General features: G+C 71.1%; 2 protein-coding genes. One reads left to right on the top strand and one right to left on the bottom strand.

The genetic code is table 11. The features are described from left to right. Positions 1-44 precede the first annotated feature (44 nt). Positions 45-590 (bottom strand): hypothetical protein, encoded by a 546-nt coding sequence (locus V8688_RS26840; RefSeq protein ID WP_218715999.1) that lies wholly within the window; start codon positions 588-590, stop codon positions 45-47. A gap of 162 nt (positions 591-752) precedes the next feature. On the opposite strand from V8688_RS26840, the gene V8688_RS26835 reads away from it, so the two are divergent. Next, a partial coding sequence (locus V8688_RS26835) for an AAA family ATPase (RefSeq protein ID WP_342801958.1) occupies positions 753-1867 on the top strand: 1115 nt, incomplete at its 3' end.

Below are 1867 nucleotides of genomic sequence, written 5' to 3'. Positions count from 1 at the left end.
CCCCCGTCCCGCGGGGCCCCCCCCCGCTTCTCGTCGTGCGGGCCTCAGCCCTTGGCGCTGCCCAGGCAGAACGTGGTCTTCGGGTCGTTGACCACCAGGACCGAGTCGGCGTCCTCGCCGCACAGCTGCTCGTCGACCTGACCGTCGATGCGCGAGACGACCTTGAAGTCGGCCTCGGTGGCGGTGCACGGCACGAACTTGTAGCCGGTCATCATGCCCTCGTTGTAGCAGCTGCCCTCCTTGAAGTTCGGGGCGAGACACAGGAACGCGAGGGTGCCGCCGCTGCCGAAGGTCTCCTCGTAGGAGGTGTAGTCCTCGTGGCACTCGACCTTCTGGTCGTGCACCTGCACGACCTTGTAGACGGCGGTCTCGGCCGAGCAGGGGACAGGCTCGGTCTTGGAGTCGATCATCGACGCCGAGATCACGTTGATGCAGTCACCGACCTTCGAGCGGGCGGTGTCGGACTTGCCCGCGTCCTTGGCCACCTCGGTGACCTTGTCCACGGCCGAGCAGCCCGCGGCACCGAGTGCCGTGACCGCCAGCAGTGCGAGCGCGAACCGCGAAACCATTCCCTTGCCGGTGAACGTCATGCGAACCTACTTTCTGAAGAACCTCACCGCGGACCCTTCGGCGGTGATCGGCCTCGCCCACCCAACCCCACGTCCGCCCGCGGAGCATCCGGGAAACCACGGCATTTGCTCGTCGGTGACCCGGGTTAGGCTCACCCCGGACAAACCGGGCAGGAAAGGGTGATGACGGTGATCGAACGCGCCTTCGTCGGCCGAGCCCCCGAACTGGCTACCCTGACCACGACCTTCACCGGCCCCGACGCCCCCTGGCTGCTGCTGGTGGAGGGCCCCGCCGGAATCGGCAAGTCCCGCTTGATCGCCCACTTCGCCCAGGCCGCGCCGTGCCGGGTGTTCTCGGTCACCGGTGCCGAGGACGCCCGCACCCAACCGCGCTACCTCGCCGACGATCTCGCCGAACAGCTCGATGACGTCGATCCGGCCGAGGAAGAACGCGCACGCGGCGCGGCGGTCGTTCCACCGGCGGCGTGGTCCTCGGCCGACGCCGAGGTGTCCGCGGCGGACGTGGTCGCCGACACGGCGCTCGCCCGGCGGATGCGGCGCGCGCTCGGCACGGTCGAGACCTTGCTGGTCGTCGACGACGCGCAGTGGGCCGACGCGGAATCGGTTCGGCTGCTGGCCTTCCTGATCCGCAATCGCCCGGTCGGCGGATTCCGGCTGCTTCTCGCGTTTCGCGACGGCGGCTGCCCGCCGTCGCTCACCCGTTTGCTGCGGGTGCCGCTGGTCCGCTCGGTCCATGTCCGGGTGCCGCCGTTCACCGGCATCGACGTCGACGGGCTGCTCCCGGGGGAGGATCCCCGTCGCCGCGCCCGGCTACTCGACGCGTCCCAGGGCAATCCGCTGTACCTGTCGCTCCTGGCCGACCTGCCCGACCGGGAACTGGAGCGGGCGCTGCGCGGGGAGAACCCGGATCCGACCTCGACCGATTACGCGGCGCTGGATCGCACGATCCGGGCCGAACTGGCCCAGCTGCCCGAGCTCGACCGGTCGGTCGCGCAGGCCGCCGCCGTGTGTGGCGCGCCGCCCGACCTCGAACTGCTGTCGGCGACCGCGGATGTCCCGGCGGTGACGGTGGCCGACGCGCTCGATGGGCTGGTCGGTCGCGGCGTCGTCCGGGTGATCGATGGCGCGGTGACCTTCGTCCATCCGCTGATCCGCACCGCCGCCTATCGGCTGGCGGGACAGGGCTGGCTGGCCCTGGCCCACCGCCGCGCGGCACTGGCGTTGCGCGCCCGGGACGCGCCGATGGCCGCGCGGGCCGCGCAGCTCGAGCACGCTCT

Source organism: Nocardia sp. No.11, assembly GCF_038752175.1.
GTDB classification, from domain to species: domain Bacteria; phylum Actinomycetota; class Actinomycetes; order Mycobacteriales; family Mycobacteriaceae; genus Nocardia; species Nocardia canadensis.
The sequence above is the reverse complement of the archived record's forward strand: the minus strand, read 5'-3'. Positions and strand labels throughout refer to the sequence as shown.